The sequence below is a fragment of the Paenibacillus sp. ISL-20 genome (assembly GCF_018613005.1).
GTDB lineage: Bacteria > Bacillota > Bacilli > Paenibacillales > Paenibacillaceae > Paenibacillus_AQ.
Window position 1 is genome coordinate 13,328 of record NZ_JAGGRD010000068.1, and the last position, 15,995, is coordinate 29,322.

At 41.3% G+C, this 15,995-nt stretch carries 14 protein-coding genes and 1 pseudogene; 13 read left to right on the forward strand and 2 right to left on the reverse strand.

Translation table 11 applies throughout. The annotated features are described in order from the left end of the window. Window positions 1–349 precede the first annotated feature (349 nt). Window positions 350–1,321 (forward strand): annotated as a pseudogene (gene xerS / locus J7E85_RS35220) (tyrosine recombinase XerS); the annotation flags it as partial. A 387-nt stretch (window positions 1,322–1,708) separates the two neighbouring features. Here the strand turns inward: xerS and J7E85_RS31325 are convergent. Then, window positions 1,709–2,458 carry an SDR family oxidoreductase gene (locus J7E85_RS31325; RefSeq protein WP_215163920.1) on the reverse strand — a complete coding sequence of 250 codons (750 nt, stop codon included), beginning with the start codon at window positions 2,456–2,458 and terminating at the stop codon, window positions 1,709–1,711. A gap of 299 nt (window positions 2,459–2,757) precedes the next feature. On the opposite strand from J7E85_RS31325, the gene J7E85_RS31330 reads away from it, so the two are divergent. The 11 genes from J7E85_RS31330 (at window position 2,758) to J7E85_RS31380 (ending at window position 12,839) form a co-directional block, all read left to right on the forward strand. Continuing rightward, window positions 2,758–3,333 (forward strand): TetR/AcrR family transcriptional regulator, encoded by a 576-nt coding sequence (locus tag J7E85_RS31330; RefSeq protein WP_215163921.1) that lies wholly within the window; start codon window positions 2,758–2,760, stop codon window positions 3,331–3,333. Window positions 3,334–3,564: 231 nt separating this feature from the next. Further along, window positions 3,565–4,101, forward strand: a complete 537-nt coding sequence (locus J7E85_RS35020) for a transposase (protein WP_353049596.1) — start codon at window positions 3,565–3,567, stop codon at window positions 4,099–4,101. A gap of 82 nt (window positions 4,102–4,183) precedes the next feature. Continuing rightward, a complete protein-coding gene (locus J7E85_RS31340; RefSeq protein WP_251036186.1) occupies window positions 4,184–4,453 on the forward strand; it encodes a hypothetical protein in 270 nt (89 codons plus the stop codon). Between the two features lie 661 nt (window positions 4,454–5,114). Continuing rightward, window positions 5,115–5,786: a response regulator transcription factor gene (locus J7E85_RS31345; protein ID WP_215163923.1), complete on the forward strand. Its 672-nt coding sequence runs from the start codon at window positions 5,115–5,117 to the stop codon at window positions 5,784–5,786. Window positions 5,787–5,855: 69 nt separating this feature from the next. After that, window positions 5,856–7,601: a DUF885 domain-containing protein gene (locus tag J7E85_RS31350; protein WP_215163924.1), complete on the forward strand. Its 1,746-nt coding sequence runs from the start codon at window positions 5,856–5,858 to the stop codon at window positions 7,599–7,601. A 19-nt stretch (window positions 7,602–7,620) separates the two neighbouring features. Beyond that, a complete protein-coding gene (locus J7E85_RS31355; protein ID WP_215163925.1) occupies window positions 7,621–8,892 on the forward strand; it encodes a sensor histidine kinase in 1,272 nt (423 codons plus the stop codon). A gap of 392 nt (window positions 8,893–9,284) precedes the next feature. Continuing rightward, entirely contained in the window at window positions 9,285–10,505 is a 1,221-nt protein-coding gene (locus tag J7E85_RS31360) for a S8 family serine peptidase (protein WP_353049597.1), read from the forward strand. A 155-nt stretch (window positions 10,506–10,660) separates the two neighbouring features. Beyond that, entirely contained in the window at window positions 10,661–10,996 is a 336-nt protein-coding gene (locus J7E85_RS31365) for a hypothetical protein (protein ID WP_215163927.1), read from the forward strand. Continuing rightward, on the forward strand, window positions 10,996–11,181 hold the full coding sequence (locus J7E85_RS35025) for a peptidoglycan DD-metalloendopeptidase family protein (protein WP_215163928.1): 186 nt from the start codon (window positions 10,996–10,998) through the stop codon (window positions 11,179–11,181). The genes J7E85_RS31365 and J7E85_RS35025 overlap by 1 nt, the downstream gene beginning before the upstream one ends. A 204-nt stretch (window positions 11,182–11,385) precedes the next feature. Further along, window positions 11,386–11,889, forward strand: a complete 504-nt coding sequence (locus J7E85_RS31375) for a hypothetical protein (protein WP_215163929.1) — start codon at window positions 11,386–11,388, stop codon at window positions 11,887–11,889. Window positions 11,890–12,032: 143 nt separating this feature from the next. Further along, window positions 12,033–12,839 carry an aldose 1-epimerase family protein gene (locus J7E85_RS31380; RefSeq protein ID WP_251036184.1) on the forward strand — a complete coding sequence of 269 codons (807 nt, stop codon included), beginning with the start codon at window positions 12,033–12,035 and terminating at the stop codon, window positions 12,837–12,839. Window positions 12,840–13,100: 261 nt separating this feature from the next. Here the strand turns inward: J7E85_RS31380 and J7E85_RS31385 are convergent, their stop codons facing one another. Then, the gene (locus tag J7E85_RS31385; protein ID WP_215163930.1) at window positions 13,101–13,403 is read right to left on the reverse strand and encodes a Rossmann-fold NAD(P)-binding domain-containing protein; all 303 of its coding nucleotides are present in this window, start codon (window positions 13,401–13,403) and stop codon (window positions 13,101–13,103) included. A gap of 284 nt (window positions 13,404–13,687) precedes the next feature. Here J7E85_RS31385 and J7E85_RS31390 point away from each other — a divergent pair, with 284 nt between their 5' ends. Next, window positions 13,688–15,427 (forward strand): ABC-F family ATP-binding cassette domain-containing protein, encoded by a 1,740-nt coding sequence (locus J7E85_RS31390; RefSeq protein WP_215163931.1) that lies wholly within the window; start codon window positions 13,688–13,690, stop codon window positions 15,425–15,427. Window positions 15,428–15,995 lie beyond the last annotated feature (568 nt).

Below are 15,995 nucleotides of genomic sequence, written 5' to 3' on the forward strand. Positions count from 1 at the left end.
GTCTACATACAGTTGGGTGTAAGCGTCAATAGCCCACACCTTGTCTTCAAGATGCTTTTAGTCGGCCTTAAATACCCGACAAGTTAGTGGTAGCGAAGATGACCATGGCAGCAGTTTGTCTAGCAAAGAGATTAGCGTCAAAAAATGATACCTACACATACGTATGTTCGGTAATCTCTATGCTTTGAGGTTCTAAAATACATCACTAACCATTAGAAAATGCCGAATTACTATCATTGATTCAGTAAAGTACAATAAGAACGCGGATTAACCCCTAGTTTTAATTACGTAAGATAACGAATAATTATTGATTTGAATATAATACTTAAAGGAAGGTGAATGAACCATGGTGGATAAACATGCAAAATTGCATTATATGAACCGAATAGATGAAAAATTAGCTGATCTCCCTTGGTATATTACAGAATACATAGACAGTCGTAAACGAAAGTTATCGCACACAACTCTTTTGAATTATTGCCATGACTACATCATATTTTTTGATTGGTTGGTATCGGAAAAATACGCTGCTGATAGTCGTAAAGGAATTAATTTAGAAACGTTGGAAAGGCTGACGGTCAGGGAGATCGAGAATTTTCTGTCTTTTCTTGAATATCAGTTGAACAACTCCAAGCATACTATTAACCGTAAATTATCGGCTCTGAATCGTTGTTTGATTATCTGCAAAACAAAGCCGAAACCCCTGACCTAAAGCCATATATATTACGTAATGCAATGGCTAAGATTGAGTTTAATTCAGTCAAAGAGACACAAGAAACCATTGCGAACCGGATTGAAGGAAAATACTCTGTCAGGATGATTTTGAGTTGTTTCGTCAATTTGTCGCCCATGACTATGGTGCTATTAACAAAGATAACAGACGGATCACACACTTTCATGAATTTAATCGTGAACGAGATACAGCCATCGTATCTTTGATTTTAGGATCAGGATTGCGATTGTCAGAAGTCGCTGGAATAAACATTGAAGATTTAGACGTAGTTAAAGGTAATGTTCGAGTATTGCGTAAGGGAAACAAAGAACAGTATGTATATTTTAGCAAGCATTGTGGGATTTGGAAAATTACCTTGATATACGGGAAAAAAGATACAACGCAGAGAAAAACGAAATTTTTTTATTTATAGCAGCACCAATTGGTAGAAAAGGAAAAAGTCGACGATTAACAGCAAGAGCCATTGAGAGATATGCCTCAGCTTTTGGGAAACCAGCTTTAACTGTACATTCATTGAGACATTCATTTGCAACAAGATATCATATGGAGAATAATGATGTACCAAGATTGAAGAATCAATTAGGACATTGACACAAAGTTACCATTTTGATTGGAAGCTATGACGCAAAAATACCCTTTTGCTAGATTTCCTTAATAATTTTGAAAATAATCATAGGAAAAATAGTGTTACAATAGTGTAATACAACATAAATGTCGAGGGACAAGAACATATACCCATTAAAGTCGCTATTATAGCGGCTTTTTTTGTTTTATCGGTACAAGTTCGTGTCCCAAGCTAAGGACAAGAACTTGTACCGATTGCCGGAATGGACAAGAACTTGTTCCCATTACCGAATAGTTTCACGCCGGAACTCATATTTCTTTCCATCCCACTTAATTGTTACTCCAGATGATAATACAAATCTGGCGACACGACACATAACCTTATGAGCAAAACGCTGAATTATAGGTAAATTAATGAATCTTTGGAGGTTCAGACTTTATCGTATCGTTAAGGTGGGTCACAAAAACACCTTCGTTCGGGCCAGGGTTATTTCGAAACATTTTCGCTTCTTCGACCAGAACTTCGTCTGTATCAGTACCAAGTACCTTTATCGTCGCATCAATGAATGACGAAAGTGGCATCGCACGCGGTTCATCGTTGTTGCTTTGAACCCACGGTGGCACCATTTCTATCACTTTTACCGAAGTGTCTTTAAGCATGTATCTTTGGGACAGCGTATAGGTATGAAGCGCTGCCTTCGTTGCGGAATATATAGCAGTTGCGGCTAACGGTACAAAACCAAGGATCGAAGTCGTGTTGATGACAATAGCTTCTTCTTTGGACTTCAAATGAACGATTAATGCAGAAGTCAACCGAATTGGGCCTAACAAGTTTGTCTCGACCGTCGAAATCAAAACATCCTCATCGATCACGCCCGCCGCGTCATCGGGCTGTATGATGCCGGCGTTGTTAATCAAGACATTCAAATCCGGGAATTCTTCGATTAGCTGCTTGGCAACCACCTCTATGCTGGCAGGATCTTGTACATTCAATTCCACTGCGGACATACCGGGATTCGCTTTGATTGTCTCATCCAATCGCTCTTTACGTCGACCAGAGATAATAACTTTGTTTCCAAGATGGTGGAGAGCTTCTGCTAACGCACGTCCAATTCCCGAGCCGCCGCCTGTAATAAAAATCGTGTTTCCTGTAAGTTTCATGTTGTAAACCTCCTGAATTAATTTAAATTAAATTATCGATTATTTTGTAATAAATAAAATACATAAACATTTTAGGTCCTATAGTTTTTCGGGAGTTTCAAAATTGTCGAATTAATAACTTTCATGGATAAGCCTCCTCTTGAATTGATCACATGTTGATCTATCAACATGAGTTTTATATAGTGAATGTATCAGGGCGATAAATGGGGTTCAATGGTTAAAACAAGCTCAGTTGTTGATTTTTCAACACAGGACTTCAAAGTGACCATTTTTTGGATGGGATAAAGGGGAGCTGGATTATGGCCAAGCGTATTCAAAAATCAAGGCAAGCGATTAATGATGCTTTTATGAGGCTAATGTCAGAAAAGGAATTCGAGAGCATAACGATTAATCAAATTGCGGCAGAAGCGAATGTCAATCGAGGAACGGTGTATCTGCATTTCGATGACAAGTACGATCTGCGCGAGCAATGCATAGCAGCTGAGATTAACCAGTTGCTTCGACATTGTATGTCTGGAGATGACCTGGTTCATCTTCCTTCCAAAACCGCACTACTTCACACTTTTGAATATTTGGAGCAGCATGCTTCTTTCTACTCGATTATGCTGAAGAGCAAGGGAAGCATGGTATTTCGAAACCAAATGGAGACCATGTTCAGAAAAAGTCTGATGGAACATCTGGATTCAATCAATCTCGATCAGGACAGGAACAGGGACATTACAGTACAATTTTTAATTTCAGCATCAGTGGGTGTATTGGAATGGTGGATTATCCGTTCGATGCCGTATCCGCCATCCATCATGGTTGAACAATTTTGGAATTTGCTGAACCGAGTTGTCGAAGGACACGAACATCGTTCCATTGGAAGTCGCTAATTTGGCGGCTTTTTTTGTGTTTTCTTATGTTTGAGAGGATAGGAGGTGATAATTGATATGTCAAATTAGGTTATTAGGAAACTTTGTCGAGGGACAAGAACATATTCCCATTGAAGTCGCTATTATAGCGTTTTTTTATCCGATCTACAGCAAAGGCCGAGGAGTATTGGAGAACGTTTCCGGATATTTATTGTTAAAAAGGGGATTAACAGTAGAGTCTTACTGGAGCAAGTGTTTCCGACAAATGAGCAGGTATTCTACAATGTGTTTTCGGCAACGTCATTGACGGTACTGGCCCGTTGTTTAGAAGGAGATGCCGAAGATTGGAACGAAGTCATTCAAGGAAGCGCAGGAAGATCCCACTCCAAACGTTGGGCAAATGAAAAAGCTAGGAAACTGGAGGAAGTGTTGGATCACTGGAAAGAGGCTCGGCGTAGTCCGTCTCAAAGCAAGGCATTGCCCGGGATGGTATCTTTATTGCTGACAATGATCCGGCAGCTGGACGAGTTGGAAAAGCAAATGGAGGACATGGCGGCAAATCTGCCCGAAGTTGAACTTGTGAAAAGCATTCCGGGAATCGGAACGAAACTGGCCGCAGCCATTGTAGCTGAAGTGGGTGATGTCAAGCAGTTTAGCGATGCAAAGCAACTCGTGGCGTATGCGGGTCTTGACCCAGGGATTTTCAGTTCAGGGAAGTTTACAGCAAAAAAACTAATCATCATGCTGCTACAAAACGCTGTGAAGATATTGAATTTGAACAACGGATAATGTTTTGGGAAAGTGGTGGGGGTGATCGGTAGCCCGTTAATGTCCTTTTTTTGTGTAAATGAAGGTGGAGGTTGTGGAGGAAATGGCTTCGTTTTTTCATGCATATTGTCCTGAAGGAGTGAACAGTAAAGTTGAAGGGAATTTTTGGGATAAATATCCGGATATCGTTAAGGTGTATACAATCAAAGATAACGAAGGGAAAGTTTGGAGTCGAGAAGTATGTGGAGGACCTCATGTAGAAGATACAACAAACTTAGGAAAGTTCAGTATTAAAAAAGAACAATCTTCTGCTGCTGGAGTTAGAAGGATTAAAGGAGTAATTAATAAATATTTCCAGAACGCGGAACAATAGCTGATGTTTTAGGATTGCCATTTGTAACAACGTTATGAGTTGCCGGGAATCCAGGATGAATGATAAATCCGTCAATCGAAGAGGGTTTGACATCGCTTGGCCTTTCCGTTGGCGGTACCGGAGCACAGTATTCAAAGAAAAAGCAATTCGGATTTAATTCGGATTAAATCCGAATTGCTTTTTTACTGCAAGAAAGGGGAACTTATAAAAAAACAGAACGAAAATCGAGCTATATGGTGTATGACACTGCCATACACATGTCGAGGGACAAGAACATGCTCCCATTGAAAGTCGCTAATTTAGCGGCTTTTTTATTTTATCGGTACAAGTTCGAGTCCCGAGCCAAGGACAAGAACTTGTACCGATTGCCGTAAAGGACAAGAACATGAGCCGTTTACCGATTAGATAAGTATCTAACTGAAGTTCACAGCTATGCATTAGCTAACGGGCAGGGTAATTTGAAGTGCTGGTTATGTTTTGATTGCTTTTAATGGTATTCGAAATAAATATTGGTGTTATCTAGTTGTATATTAAAAAAATCCCGGCTAAGCATAGGAAAACTAGACCGGTAAGAATAAATGGGAATCTTATCAGCAGTCGACTCACAAACCCATTAAAATATGTTACACTATTCCATATTTGTTCATCCATGGAGGAACTTATGAAGCTGTTGATCGTAGAGGACGATATTGAGATATCGTATACAATTGCAAGAGTTATGCAGGATGAAGGGCATAAGGTTACGGAGTGTCATAACGGAGAAGAGGGCTTGCATCACGCATTGTACGGCGAGTTCGATTTAATTATTTTGGTGCTGCCTAAGATTGATGGATTTACGTTCATCCAAGAGCTGAGGAAGCAAAGAGTGGATACCCCAATTCTTTGTCTGACGGCAAAAGACGGATTGAACGACCGGGTAAAGGGGTTAACGATCGGTGCGGACGATTATGTGGTGAAGCCATTCGAGATTCCAGAGCTGATTGTCAGAGCTAAAGTGCTGCTGCGCCGTTATGGCAAGGTTAATCAAGAAGAGCAGATTAGCTACGGGCCGATTGCTATTCAAGTTAGAAATCGAGCAATAACGGTCACAGGAGAAGAGCTGACTTTAACAGAAAAGGAATATGAACTGCTTGAGTACCTGCTCATGAATAAAGAGCAGATCGTGACGAAGGAGCAAATCTATTACCGAATTTGGGGCCTTGATTCGGAAGCGGGAATTGGCATCGTTGAGCTCTATGTCCATCATCTTCGGAAGAAGCTGTCATCATGTCATGCCGATCAATATATCCAAACCGTAAGAGGTTTGGGCTACATACTCAAAATAAACGAGTAGTTTTTCAAAGGGAAATCAAAGGTTCATCTTATATATTCTTCTTATACTCTACAAAGGGGAGATTAATGCATGAACCTTGTGAGACAGCTGTTTAAGAACACCAGATTGACTATTATATTGGCAGCAGGGCTACTTGTTTTGCTGACTGTAGGTGGTTTGTTATGGCAGACCCAACATCAGTCAGAGAGTTTCGACGCATTGCTCCAGAAGATGGCGTTTGTTACGCTTAAGGGTGACCCTGAGAAACAGCTTTATTATGGTGTAAAAAATGTGGAGGGAATCCGATGGGATCCCACTAAGCTTACGGACCTGTCGGATGCCGATTACGAACAATTAAACGAAAAGAGAAATGGTTTTCTTGAAAAATTGAATGACTATGATGCTGCCAAACTTTCCCCGGAAGACAAACTCACCTACGATATCCTCAAATGGAACCTAAGCGCGGAGCAGCAAGTATATAAATATTGGGATCTGGACACGAATGATTACCTTTCCCTATCCACTTTTCCGGCGTTTTTCGCGAACAATTATCCGATTCGCAACCAAGCAGATGCAAAGAATTATATCGTTGCGCTGAACGGGTTTTCGGATAAAGTCGCGCATGTCATAGATAGAATTCAAGACAGACGGGAGAAAGGTATTGTCCCTGCTTCTGAATTTCTTAAGGAAATGCTTACGAGTTACAGCATTTTGCGGAATACGAAACCGGAAGAAACGATTCTGTACAGTTTATATGCAGAGAAATTAACAGAGTTAAAACTCGATCCCTCCGAAGAGGAGAAGCTAAAAAAAGCGTTAGCGCAAACCCTAACCGATCATGTACTGGCTTCTTACGGCAAACTTGCCGATGTGATCAAGAACGATCTTATAAAACAAGCATCCGTGAGCCAAGGAATCTGGAGTCAGCCGGACGGCACCGAGTATTATTCTGCAAGGCTCAAACTTACTACGGGTACGGACCTCAGTCCTCAGGAAATGCACGAGATCGCTAAACACAAGGTAGAAGAGATCGTGAAGGAGCTAAGAAGCGGTGCTTCGGGTCAAGCACAGACTACATTTATAACCAGATTCCTAACCGGAGATGAATTGCTGCAAGCGTTAAATAGCAGTCTGTCGGATGCCACGCCCTACTTGTCCGATTGGTTTGAAGACGAGCTTATCCCGAACCATCCCGTGGATGTGCGGGCGTATTCGGCTCTTATCGCATCGGCAGGTGGAATGTATATCCCCTTATCTATAGATGGTGATAGGAGCGGGAGATTTGTCATTCCGCTCGAAAACCCGACCTCCGAAGAAATGGTTAAAATGCTTGCGTTGCATGAGGGTATTCCAGGACATCACTTTCAATTTTCGATTCAATATGATCAACCAACCATTCCATTAATCCGCAAAATAACGATGACGCCTGGATACGTAGAGGGATGGGCGGTCTATATGGAAAGCTTATGTGCGGAGAAGGGCTTGCTTGATCGGAACACCGTACTAATCCGTTTGGCGAACCTTTCAATAGGTACCGTGATAGATACGGGTATCCATGGGCTGAAGTGGACAAGAGAACAGGCTAATGAGTATCTGATGAGTGTCACTGGAAGGGGGGACGATGCTTTTATCGACAGTGTTATTGCCTATCCAGGACAAAGGGAATACTATGCGATCGGATCGGAGCAATTTCAATCCCTTCGAGAGAAGGCGAAAAGGGAACTCGGGGATCGCTTCGATATCAAAGCATTTCATTCCGTTCTTCTTCGAAACGGTAATATGCCATTTCCGATATTGGAGCAGCAAGTGAATCAATACATCAAGTCCGCCAAATAAAAGGAGAGCAAACCCCAATATGATTAAACGCACGCTAGTACGAATGACGATATGGAATAGTACGGTCGTATTTTGCTTGCTCATCATGCTGGGGGGAGCGTTATACGGGCTGGCGCGTTATCGGATCTATTCCGACATTGACCGTCAGCTGGTGTTTAATATTGACCACATGTATCAAACTTCTCTAAATAACGGGGAGAAAGTCACTAGCATTGATTCGAAGGATCCGGAACGTTTTATGATGGCATTTTATTGGAATTCCAACGGTACCTTGATTCAAAGCGTATATTATAAATGGCCATATATTCTATTGAGTTCAATGCTTCGGGAAAAACAAAACCACATGGGACCCGAGTCGATACGCGTGGGTAAGAAAACCTATCGATTCGTGAGCAGACCCTATCAAGGCAATTTGCCAGTAGTCGAGAAGCTGTCTAACACGCCTTTGAAAACAGTTCAGATATTTACGGAAATTTCTGCCGAGATGTATTATTTGAATCGGTTATTATGGAGTATTAGTATCGGAATCGGCATCGGCGCGTTATTATCTATCATCTCAGGTTACGCATTGGCTAGACGGGCGCTCATTCCGATTCAGAAGGCTTGGGACAAGCAGCAGCAATTCGTTGCAGATGCCTCTCACGAGTTGAGGAGTCCGCTTTCGGTCGTCCGAGGGCAAACGCAAATCTTGTTACGCCATCTCGATCATACGATTGAGGAAGAAAGCGCTCCAATTTCAGCCATTCTGAAAGAAACCAAAAGAATGAGCAACATGGTAGACGGGCTGCTTCTTCTGACAAGAGGCGATTCTCATGAGGAAGTCATCTTATACAACCCTGTGCGAGTTGACGGGATTATTAAAGAGATTGCAAAAAATATGGAACCGATAATGGATTACAAGCAGTTGCGGTTACAACTTCATGTCGAAGGCTCGGAATTTCTCATAAATGGAGATGAGGATCGTCTCATACAATTGTTCATGATTTTGTTGGACAATGCTATTAAATTTACACAGTCGGATGGGCAAATCGATCTTGAGTGTCTTAGGCAGGGGAAATCAGTTCTCGTAACCGTCAAGGATAACGGAGTGGGTATTTCGGAACACGAATTGCCACTCATCTTTAATCGCTTTTACAAAGGAGATTCCTCTAGAAATAGAGGAGATCATGGAGCGGGTCTAGGGCTATCGATCGCGCTTTGGATCGTTGATCAACATCAAGGTTCTGTCCACATTAGCAGCGGGGTAGGGTGTGGTACGACCGTTATGATTCGTTTTCCAGAGATTAGTTAAATAATAGAGTTGAATAGGAGCCGACCAGACAATCGGCTTCCGTTTTCATTAAGCTAAAGGGGAGTATCTGGGGTAATGCTGTCGGGTAGGTGACAAAAACATAGTGACATTAGAAGCCGCTGATTATGCGGCTTTTTATATTTATGTTATCAAGTTCATGTCAAAACATAATGACAAGAAGTTGATAACATTCCCGACTGATGACAAAGAACATGGTTACATACCCAGGTTTGCATTCCGCAAGAGAACGGTAAAACTCGTCGGCCTCTTGTGTATGTGACACATCATAAATCTGTCGAGGGACAAGAACATGGTCCCCTTTAAAGTCGCTATTTTAGCGGCTTTTTTATTCTATCGGTACAAGTTCTTGTCCCGAGCTAAGGACTAGAGGAGTGGTATTAACAATTGCATCAACACGGGATACGGGACTTCTACCTTGGCAAGCTGATCCGATTCGAATACGATGCGAACAACTTTCATTGGATGGTCTTCTCGTAATTGTAGCGTCGGGTAACACATTGGAATTAACATGCAGTGGGCCAGCTTCGTCACCGTCTGTACTGTCGGTTGGTGGCGTGATTATCTCAGAGGATGTAGAAATTAATCAGGCAAAACCATACCACGGTTGCAGGGGCATGACCTTTGAAGGTAAGTGGGTACCTGAGATTCTAGCCCCAGCTGAAAATCTGGTTTTACCAATGCCCTTTCAGACACTTGAAGAGAGACAAAGTCATTATACAGCGTCTAACGATAACCTGCCTGAAGATTATGCAAGATCAGAAGGCACTTCATTTGCAGGTCCAATTATATTGGGATGTGCAGCATGTATCTGGCAAGCACAGCCCAACTGGACTGCGAACCAAGTGAAATCTGGAATGATTAGCAGCTCGATAAGGAAAGAGAGGTGGGATGATTTGAATGCGGGTTTAGTTGATGTTGCGGGAGCTGTAGAAGCGGTACCCCCAAACGAGAATATCATTAAACCGTATTACGAATGGAATGATTGGAGAAATAAAGACCAATCAGCGCGCTTAGAGGCAATGAAAGATCAGGATGAGGAAGTCATTACTTCTGTTTCATTGTCTTTCTGCGGGGAGCCGCTTTCTGATGAAATTGCGGTACAACTGCTTTCATTATTGAACCACAAGTCCCAAAAGATTCGTGCAGCTGCAATATCTGCTTTAGGATTTCACTCAGGCAAGCTTTCGAGCAGTGCCTTACGTCGGTTACTTTTCGATGACTCTAGTTATGTTCGAATGGCAGCACTATTTGCTTTGAATAATTGTCCCGAAATGTGGCATGGGTTAACTAATGAAATCATAAAGCTATTTCAGGATCCTGATGTGAACATCCGATACTGTTCAGTAAAGCTCGCCTCAACGATAAAAAATCATGGTTTTATCGAACCGCTTATTTCTGGCCTATATGAAGATGCGATTTTCCAACGAGTTTCAATATTCGGAGCGAGGTGCAATGCTCTCGAAGCGATCACAGGTATTGCCTTCGACCCGATGCCAGAATGGCGAGAGGGCCAGTGCTTTTACTCGGATCGGAGTAAACAAGCAAGGTTACATATAGCCCAGAAATGGGCTCAATGGAATGTAACTCAATGATCAAATGAAGAGTCTTTGTTCAACTAACGGGAGACTATAGCTTAATAATGACACGACGGCTGCCGGCAATTTATCGGCTGCCGTCTTCGTGCTTCCAGGCAGGAAAGTAAGGGGAAGATGGAATTAAGTACACTATCAAAGGGGGGAGTGCGTATATGGCTGGGATTTCTACAATTCATCCTGTACACAGACATGCCTTTTCAGTATCTGAGCATCCTGAAGGTCAATTACATGGGCTCGGTGACGCTTTAGGTTGCGACTGCATAATAGAACGATTCGCGGACGGCTGGATGAGAAAACACCGAAATGATGGTCTTCGAAACGACGATTGGTATGGTTGGGGCGAAGAAGTTCTCGCTCCATTTGATAGTAGTATTGAAGCTGTTTACATCAATGAACAAACAAACGACCGGGTAATTTCACCAATACTAGAGCGAGTTCGATTACATTTCTGCGTCCAGATGGGGTTCGAGTTTGCTACGCGCACGTAATGGATGAAGGTGATAAGGTAAAGGCTGGCGATGTTATTGCAAGAGTTGGAAACAACGGATACGCAAGACACCCGCACATTCATATCGGTGCATGGAATGATGAAGGACCGCTACAGATACGTTTTGATCTGAAGGCAATGGGAGACTATCTAAAAGTCCATGGAGACGAGGGGTATTATCTTTAGTTGGCCCATTGAATTATTAAGGCAGCCGGTCATTGTTATCGGCTGCCTTTGTTCAACTAATTGGCAGTTTAGTTTAATGACGACGAGACGGGATTTTAGAAAAAGGTGCGCCATAAAGGTTGCCTACTACTTCCTCATGCAACATAACTACTTGTTCTTTCGTTTGAACAGTAAACGTCGTTATTTAAACTGGGGGTGTTAAATTTGAAGAAATTTCTACTGCCTTTTGTAATGACTCTCATTCTCATGGGCTTAGTTGGTTGTTCTAGCGTTCAACCAAATGGTGATGATTTAGTGCCAATGGACAAGGTGCTTGAGGGAGAGCAACCGCCTAAGGCTGAAATTCAGATTGGTGAACAAATGTATGAGACAAAACTCGGCACATATTGTTGGGACTCAAAAAACCAAAGCAGATGTGTGGATACAATTGGTCCAGTTGAGCTTTTAAAAGGTGAAAATACAGTTACTGTACAGCCTGGTGAAGTTATTACATTTGTGATGAATTATGGGCCGCAACCGAACAAACACCATGTCAACCAAATCTATGAAGACATATCTGAAGAAGTTGAAGTGAAAGAAAATAGCTTTCATGCACCTACACAAAAAGGGACATATTTCTATTCATACGGGGTATGGTGGATGGATGAACATGTAGAGAACCTGTCTCACGGTGATGCTTTTTATTATTTCGTCCTAAAAGTTGTTTAGATGGATTCAACTAACGGAGAACGATAGCTCAATAAGCACGAAGAAACGGCAGCTGCTGAATTGGTTGTCGTTTTCTCAACTCCCTCAAGAATTTTGATATAATATGGGTATCTGGACTATAAGTATGAAAGGGGAGTACAACAATGAATAAAATTTTGCGTAGCAGCTCGGCGGAAGCTGAGATTAATACCCTTGGGGCGGAACTGATCAGCTTCAGAAAGCTGGATCCGGAAGCTGAATACATCTGGAGCGGTGACGCCACGTATTGGACAGGCCGTTCTCCGGTGCTGTTTCCCATTATTGGTGCGGCCCGGAACGGAGAGATTAAGGTGGACGGCAAAGCCTATAAGATCGGCAATCACGGATTCGCCAGACGCAGCGAATTTACGCCGGTCCAAGAAAGCGACACCCACGCGGTTTACCGCCTCTCTTATGATGAGAAAACCCTGGCCAGTTATCCTTTTAAATTCAACCTATATATTACATATAAACTGAATGCAAGCACACTGGAACTTAGTTACCGGGTGGAAAATAGCGATGAACAGGATCTCTTCTTCCAGCCCGGGACCCACCCGGCGTTCAATTGTCCGCTTGATGACAACGGTAGCCTGAGCGATTACTATCTGGAGTTCGCTGAATCGGAAAACCTTGAAAGGTTGTTCTTGAATTCGGACGGCCTGCTGATCAGCGGCAAATCGGAGCCCGTTCTGAAACAAGAGACCATCCTGCCGTTATCCCATGAAATGTTCGCCGAAGGAGCATTGATTTTCCGAAATGTGAGCTCTCGGCAGATTTCGCTTAAAAGCAACCACTCCGCCAAAAGCGTAGTTGTCACCTATAAGGGTTTTCCCGACCTCGGCATCTGGCAGCCTTTGAACGCTCCCTTCATATGCATCGAGCCTTGGCAAGGAGTAGCGGATATGGACGTCTTCGAAGGAACTTCAAGCTAAAGAGGGAATAATCACCCTGGAGCCGGGGGCGAATTTCACAAGCTCCCTGACCATAGAAATCAACTGACCATCCGAAGGGAGCTGCAGGGTTCTCAACTGGTTAAGCTCGGCTCCATACCATTGCAAAAAGCTTCAATCTATAGGAGAGGGCACTGAAGAACTTACGTTTTTCTTAAGGAGTATGTATAAACTTCAAAAAAGTAGTCATTCAACCCCATTTTTAGGAAGAATGTCTTCTTTTTTAGCTCTATTTTATTCAATTTATGGGATGGTCCTATTTGTCGGGTGACAAAAACATAGTAACTTGGGGAGTTCGTCGATTCTATGTCCGCGACCCATAGATTTCATCAACGCAATGTTCATTGCCGCTGCGTCGCGCACATCAACCCAATATAGTTGTGAATCTGCCATAGCTCTATCGTCGCGAAGCATGGCATAAATCATATCATTGTGCCAAGGCACAAAGCTTGGTCCCATAATATGCGTAGGGTGGATCATTGTCATGATTTTGTTTGATGTATTTTCATGGGATTGGATAAACGTCCAGGCTGCTTCTTCTTCCATCGATTTTGAAACCATATTGTGGTCGAACAAGCCTTCCCTGTCTTCATTGGTTCAGTCATCCTCTGTAAACGTCGTTTTTGATGGATCTTCATTATAGTAAGCAATGGTTGATTCTGAAAATCGTCCAACAAGCCACCATTCTAAAGAAAGTATTAGAATTTCGAAGTGAGGGTAAGGGCTGAAAATGGATTGAACTTGGTAGTAAAGAGTGTTACTCTAAAAGTCTGTGTTCGACAATACATTTAATAATAGTCACCATTTTAGTTATAAAGAAAGGCACTACTATGATAAAAGTTGAAAACATATCCTTCTCATTTCCACAAAAAGAACTATATAAAGACATTTCATTTACGTTAGAAGAGGCACAGCATTGCGCTTTTATTGGAACAAGTGGCAGTGGTAAAAGTACACTGATCGATATACTGATGGATCCAGAAAGATATTTGTTCGAAGGCACGTTAGAGATAGATCCAACCTGCAAAATTGGGTATGTAAGTCAGTTCTCCCAACTAGACAGAACTAAAGAAACAACTGTTTTTGAATATATCGGAGAAGAATTTATTAAGCTACAAAATGAAATAAAATCTATTTGTAATGAAATGGAAACATCATCGGATATTGAGCCGTTACTCGAAAAGTATCAATTCGCTTTAGACGCATTTGATGCAATGGGCGGAGATAATTTTGAGAGTAACATTAATAAGAAATTAAATCTAGCAAACCTCTTGAAGCTAAAAGATGTTAGGGTATCCGACCTGAGCGGCGGGGAACTCAAACTTATTCAAGTAATGAAGGAAATGCTTAATAGTCCAGACTTAATGATCATGGACGAGCCGGATGTATTTTTAGATTTTGAGAACCTAAATGCGCTTAAAAAACTTATTAATACTCACAAAGGCATACTGCTAGTTGTTACGCACAATCGATATCTATTGAATCATTGTTTCAACAAAATTATTCACCTTGAAAACACGGAGATCCAAGAGTTTGATGGGCGATATATTGAGTATAATTTCTCATTACTTCAGACAAAAATTGAGTTGCAAGAAATCGCAGTCGCTGAAGCTGAAGAAATTGAGAGATACGATAACATTATTGATAATCTTAGAGCTATTGCAACTATTAATTCAGAAGCATCTAGAGGTAGAGCGTTAAAAGCTAGAGTTAGATTTCAAGAGAGATTGGAAGCGCGTAGAATTAAGGCCCCATTTGTTGATATTAAGCAACCGAATATCAGTTTCGGTATTGAGAATGAAATTGAAGACAGCATTGTTGTAAAAGTCAATAATTATAGTGTTGCCTTTGATGAACTGCTTTTAGAGAATGTTAGCTTTGAGATAAAATCTACGGATAAAGTAGCCATTATTGGTCCAAACGGTACAGGGAAAACGACTTTACTCCGAGATATCTTTAACAATAATCATGATTCCATTGAAATAAATGATGATGTTAAAGTGGCTTATTTATCTCAGAATCAAGGCGAAATGCTAAAGGATTCTAATACAATACTAGAAGAATTCATCGATGCTGGGTTTAAAACTTATGATGAAGTTAGATCGTATATTTCAAACTATGGCTTTGAAGGCGAAATCGTTAATCAAAAGATTGAATCACTATCTGGTGGAGAAAAAAACATACTTCAATTGGCTAAAGTTTCTGCTAGTAATGCAAACGTATTGCTTCTTGATGAACCGACAAGCCATTTAGACACATATACACAAATTGCACTGGAACAAGCCATTGAAGACTATAAAGGTGCAATTCTCATGATATCTCATGATTTCTATTCTGTTGTAAATGGTATGGATTATGTATTAATCATTGACAATAAGACGATTAGAAAAATGACTATGAAAAAATTTAAACAGATGATTTATGCTAGTCACTTTGATAAAGACTATTTAGAAGCGGAACAAAACAAAAAAGCAGTTGAAATGAAAATAGAAATGGCTTTAAAAGATACTAATTTTGAATTTGCAAAAGTATTGGTTGATGAGCTAGAAGAACTAATTAAGTTGCTTTAATTTACAACTCTCTGATTGAAATGATTACAAGAAAGTGAAGTCAGTTACAGCGAATAGGGCTAATGTGAATCAGTCTGAGTTCAACGATGAAACATGATGTTGGTGGAAAAGTATCAACAAAAAAGACACTGATGAATAGTACTGCATTGATTTCTTGATAGCTCTTGCCTGGGGGGCTTTTATTTTATTTCATTGTAAACAAAAATTTCGCCGTTATGACCGTTATGGTGAACCGTGTCACAAGTAACGGCAAGTTTTTTCAGAGATTCCACCAAAAAAACTTGGTAAGGTTTTTTTGGGGAGGGGGAGAGATCTATACATGAAGGAGGACACGACAGAACAGAAATCAAAATAAACATAATGTCGGGCGACAAGAACATGGTCCCATAGAAAGTCGCTAATTTAGCGGCTTTTTTGTTTTATCGGTACAAGTTCTTGTCCCGAGTCAAGGACAAGAACTTGTACCGATTGCCGTAAAGGACAAGAACATGGTCCGTTTACCGATTAGATACATATCTAATTAAAATTCTACAGCTATTTCATAAAATCTTACGGGCAGGATAGAGGA

What these genes read in the sequence shown, in the direction of transcription:
- J7E85_RS31325 (WP_215163920.1), bottom strand. Translation starts at nt 2,458, where the DNA reads ATGAAACTTACAGGAAACACGATTTTTATTACAGGCGGCGGCTCGGGA.
- J7E85_RS31330 (WP_215163921.1), top strand. Translation starts at nt 2,758, where the DNA reads ATGGCCAAGCGTATTCAAAAATCAAGGCAAGCGATTAATGATGCTTTT.
- J7E85_RS31340 (WP_251036186.1), top strand. Translation starts at nt 4,184, where the DNA reads ATGGCTTCGTTTTTTCATGCATATTGTCCTGAAGGAGTGAACAGTAAA.
- J7E85_RS31345 (WP_215163923.1), top strand. Translation starts at nt 5,115, where the DNA reads ATGAAGCTGTTGATCGTAGAGGACGATATTGAGATATCGTATACAATT.
- J7E85_RS31350 (WP_215163924.1), top strand. Translation starts at nt 5,856, where the DNA reads ATGAACCTTGTGAGACAGCTGTTTAAGAACACCAGATTGACTATTATA.
- J7E85_RS31355 (WP_215163925.1), top strand. Translation starts at nt 7,621, where the DNA reads ATGATTAAACGCACGCTAGTACGAATGACGATATGGAATAGTACGGTC.
- J7E85_RS31365 (WP_215163927.1), top strand. Translation starts at nt 10,661, where the DNA reads ATGGCTGGGATTTCTACAATTCATCCTGTACACAGACATGCCTTTTCA.
- J7E85_RS35025 (WP_215163928.1), top strand. Translation starts at nt 10,996, where the DNA reads ATGGATGAAGGTGATAAGGTAAAGGCTGGCGATGTTATTGCAAGAGTT.
- J7E85_RS31380 (WP_251036184.1), top strand. Translation starts at nt 12,033, where the DNA reads ATGAATAAAATTTTGCGTAGCAGCTCGGCGGAAGCTGAGATTAATACC.
- J7E85_RS31385 (WP_215163930.1), bottom strand. Translation starts at nt 13,403, where the DNA reads ATGGAAGAAGAAGCAGCCTGGACGTTTATCCAATCCCATGAAAATACA.
- J7E85_RS31390 (WP_215163931.1), top strand. Translation starts at nt 13,688, where the DNA reads ATGATAAAAGTTGAAAACATATCCTTCTCATTTCCACAAAAAGAACTA.